The following is a 3876-nucleotide window of genomic DNA, read 5'->3' on the forward strand; positions in this document are numbered from 1 at the left end:
GAGAGGGGGCGAGGGGAGAGGGGGCGAGGGGGAGGTGGGTGCTGGGGAGAGGAGCGTGAGAGAGGCGGGCGGCGGCGGCGCGGGAGGCGGTGACGCGGTGGGGGTCGCGCTCGATGAGGACGACGTGGCGGGGGTGGAGGAGCTGGGCGGCGAGGAGGCCGACGTAGGCTTTGCCAGCAGCAGCGTCGACGAGGAGGCGGTCGCGCGTGAAGGGGGAGAGCTGGTTGAGGAGGGCGGCGACCTCGAGGGCTTTCTTGCGGTCCTCTTTGCGGAGAGAGGTGCCGTCGGCGGCGATGAAGAGGTCGTGGAGGTGGGCTTCGATGACGGCCGGGGTGAGAGGGGGAGGCGAGGGGGTCATAGGAGGGTAATGGTCAATGTTGACCACCCAGAGTTGGCGAGGTGCAACGTGAACCGCTGACGCGGAGCGTTCCCCATGTGGTGCTCTTCAGGGGTTGGGCTGAACCGGGCACCGGAGCTGACGTTTAAGAGCCTATCCCACCAGGGCTCCCGTCGCTGCCCGGCCGATCTGCGGCGCATCGCTTCGTTGCGCCTCGTCGGCCTACTTTTGGTAGGCCTCCTCGTCGCGCCTAGCGCTGCTTGCAGCTCGACCGACCAGCTCGGTCCGCCCTGGCGTGATAGGCTCTAAGGTGAGGTTCTTGGCTGTCTAGACCATCTGGTCGAGGGCTGTTCAGCACGCCTCAACCAGGCGAAGATCACCAGCGTAATGTGGTTGAAAAAGCCGTTTAGCTCGCGGTCTGCCGTGAAGATGTAGTGGAGCTTGTGATGTACTGCGGTGGCCACGATGGCCGCATCACGGAACCAATGAGCCACCTGAGCTTTGTCGGAAGACTTCGGTTTCGCCCTCGGAGGGCGCCCGACATCGCGCTGCAGTTCAGCCGCACGCCTCGCAATGAGTCGGTCGAAGTTCAGAATGGTGAACTCCGCGCCGATGAACCTGTCCAGCGCAGTGATGTCACCATGCGCTTGAGCCCAATACGACAGCTCTTGAACCGTCACCACGGAGATGAACTTCGTGATCGTGGCCCCGTGCTTGCTCAGTTCCGTGAACAGGCTCTGAAGTGGAAGCCTGAAGCCTGGCTCACCCTGGTGCCAGTTCGCCACCATGTCTGTGTCGAAGAGGATGGTGATCACGATGCACCACGGAGCGAACGGAGGTACTCCTTGGCCTCTTCACCAGACCAAAGATCTTTGCCTGAACCACTGGACGAGAGATAGTCGTGAACGATGTCATTCGTCTGAGCAAGCAGCTCGACAGACAACGCATGTGGAGCAGCGATCGTTCCTTCAGCGTCTGCTTGCCCCCTGACCGTTACCAGCACATCGCGACCCCACGACGCTCTCACCGTTTCGCGCAGCTCGCTGCCGGCAGTTACCCGCACTCTCCCGTCCTGAGTTTTGAGCTTGAACGCGAGTGGATCCGCGCTCATCTCCACGATCCTGCCGAATATCTGCGTCTCCAGCGCGCTTTGCTCTCGCCTGTGCTCGGCGTAGCGGCGCAGTCCTGACCGGGCAGCGGCCAGGTCGACGCGCTGGTGCCAGGGCGCCTCAGGCGCTGCTCCTCGTCCGTTTCTCTCGCTCCACCCGTGGGTGCGCTCGACGAGTTGAAGTCCCATGTTTCCATGGGCTGCGATGTCACCCGCCCGGGCGAAGTGCTCCGCACTGATCGCGGGCAGCGGCGCGGCGCCTCGTGTCTGCTCCCGCTCCCCAGCGCGTCGCAGCAGCTCTCCCACGTACCGCCAGAACAACGATGCGAGCGACTGATCGTAGACGAATGGTGTTTGAAGCGCGCTGTCGGTCGGTCCGATGTCGAGCAGGGCGACGTTGCTTCCTGGCTCGTTCGTCCGGATGTGGACGACAAGAGCGTCCGCCACGAGCGCTCGGTCAAGGTGCCGTCGTCGCGCCAGGAGGGGGATGAGCGCTCGCCGAACAGAGCTGAAGCCCCTGGTCAGCTCGGCCATGGCTGGCGCGTAAACGTCCAGCGGGACTCGATGGCTACGATTCGGTGGCTCAAACCGGATCGCAAACTCACGTCGCATACGTCAAGGATACTCCAGTTGGTGGCAAGGGGGGGCTGGCGTCACATCGTCGCTTGCTGGATGCGCTCAACTTTCAGGAACTGTCGTGAGCCTTCGTCAGGGTCGCCCACGACATCCAGGATCGCGGCGCATGCTGGGCAGGATTGCGCCTGGAGCCGCTCCGCTGCCAGACGAACTTGAAGGAGCGGCGATCGGCAAGAGCGATGGCTTCCCCTCGTCGTGAGGGCACCTCGGGCGGGGCTGGCGATTGAACGCCACGTTGTGGCCGGAGTGCATGCCCGGGCCGCCGAAGTCCCGGGTCCAGAGCACCTTCCGCTGCGCGTCGAACCTGGCGGTGTCTGGCCGGAATGGCGCGCACGCTGGCGCAGCCATGAGAGTGAGACCCAGGAGGAGAGCCGCTCGGGTCATCGGCGCTAGCTACGCCGGAAGGACGCGCAAGCCGGGGTCGCCAGCAGGAGAGCCAGGAGGAGCGCCGCGCGGGCCATGGCCCGGGTCTTCAAACCCCGTGCTCCTCAAGGGTGCTTCGGCGAGGCGTGCTCGGGCCCTGGGCCGGTGTTTTCGTGGCGATCCAGGCTGCTCTCCACCGGGTCGCGCTTGCACCAGGGGTCGTGCTTCGTCGCGCGCAGCGGGAGAATCGGGGTGGGCAGCGGGAAGCGCGCGCGGGCCCTCTGCATCCGTCTCCACAGGGTCGGGGCGTGCGGTCTGCGGCGGGATCAGGGGGAGGTAGGAGGGCTCCGGGGAGGGTGGGGGTGCGGAGGGGGCAGGGGAGGGAGGAGGAGGGGGAAGGGAGGGAGGAGAAGGGAAGGGAGAGGAGAGGGAAAGGGGTCGAGAAGGGAGGGGAGAAGGAAGGGAGGCGCTGGGCAGGGGGAGGGGAGAGGGAAGGGGGGCAGGAGTAGCGGCGGGGGTGCGGCGGCGGGAGGTGTGGATGGGGCGGAAGCCGTAATCGTGGAGGTGGCGGTCGAGCTTGCGGTCGGGGAGGTTGGCGTAGAGGTGCTGGCGGGCAATGGCGATGACGGCGGCGGCTTCGTCGATGCAAAGGTGGCGGGTGGCGTGGCCGCGGGAGAGGGCGCCGCGAGCGGCCTGTTTGTCGGTGTGGAGGGCGCGGAGGGTGGTGAGGGCGGCGTCGACGGCGTCGCGGATGACAGGGGTGAAGAGGAGGTCGCGGCGGTCGTCGTCGGGAGGGAGGGCGGCGATGGTGTCGTCCTCGGTCTGGGCCATGGAGAGGCTGCGGAGGACGCCAGCGAAGGAGGTGGGGTTGTCGCCGAAGACGCCGTAGAGCTTGGCGACAAGGGGGTTGCGCTGGCCAGTGACGGCGTGGAGGTGGTCGTCGACGCGGGAGAGGGCCGCCATGCCGGCGTCGAGGGCGGCGCGGGCATGGCGGGTGGCGGTGAGCTTGGTCAGCTCGGCGTCGGTGAAGTCGGGGAGGTGGGCATTGAAGTCGGCGAGGGCGCGCTCGATGCGGGCGCGGATGCGCGGGGGGAAGAGGGCGCTTTCGCGGATGCGCTGGGCAGGGGGAAGCTCGCCAGGAGGGGGGAGGCGGCGGGCGTCGTCGGCACGGAGGAGGGTTTGGAGGTGGAGCTTCAGGTCGTCGACCCGAGCGGAGTCGCTCATTCCAGGCATGGGGCTCTCCAGGGGAGGCGGGGAGTCGGGTGGTGATTGCGGGTGAGTGAGGTGAGGGGTGAGTGAGGGAGATGGAGAGGGGATTGGCCAGGGGGTCGGGGGAGGAGGCCAGGGCTCGGCCAGAGGGCCGGCGGCGGAATCAAGTTAGGGCTCGGTTGGTGAGGGGCAAGGGGGGAAGTGGAGAGAGGGGGAGGGGAGG

Annotated in this window: 3 protein-coding genes and 1 pseudogene; 1 reads left to right on the top strand and 3 read right to left on the bottom strand. The window is 67.0% G+C overall.

Annotated features, from left to right (window positions below; genetic code table 11):
• Window positions 1–418, top strand: a pseudogene (locus CAP_RS53145) (hypothetical protein); the annotation flags it as partial.
• Between the two features lie 224 nt (window positions 419–642).
• Here the strand turns inward: CAP_RS53145 and CAP_RS43140 are convergent.
• The 3 genes from CAP_RS43140 to CAP_RS53150 all read right to left on the bottom strand — a co-directional run bounded on the left by CAP_RS43140 (window position 643) and on the right by CAP_RS53150 (window position 3668).
• The gene (locus CAP_RS43140; protein WP_044252614.1) at window positions 643–1152 is read right to left on the bottom strand and encodes a type II toxin-antitoxin system VapC family toxin; all 510 of its coding nucleotides are present in this window, start codon (window positions 1150–1152) and stop codon (window positions 643–645) included.
• Entirely contained in the window at window positions 1149–1979 is an 831-nt protein-coding gene (locus tag CAP_RS51765; RefSeq protein ID WP_156041691.1) for a hypothetical protein, read from the bottom strand. The genes CAP_RS43140 and CAP_RS51765 overlap by 4 nt, the downstream gene beginning before the upstream one ends.
• A gap of 495 nt (window positions 1980–2474) precedes the next feature.
• Window positions 2475–3668, bottom strand: a complete 1194-nt coding sequence (locus CAP_RS53150) for a hypothetical protein (RefSeq protein ID WP_197041602.1) — start codon at window positions 3666–3668, stop codon at window positions 2475–2477.
• Window positions 3669–3876 lie beyond the last annotated feature (208 nt).

It is taken from the genome of Chondromyces apiculatus DSM 436 (assembly GCF_000601485.1).
In the GTDB taxonomy this organism is placed as follows: Bacteria; Myxococcota_A; Polyangia; order Polyangiales; family Polyangiaceae; genus Chondromyces; species Chondromyces apiculatus.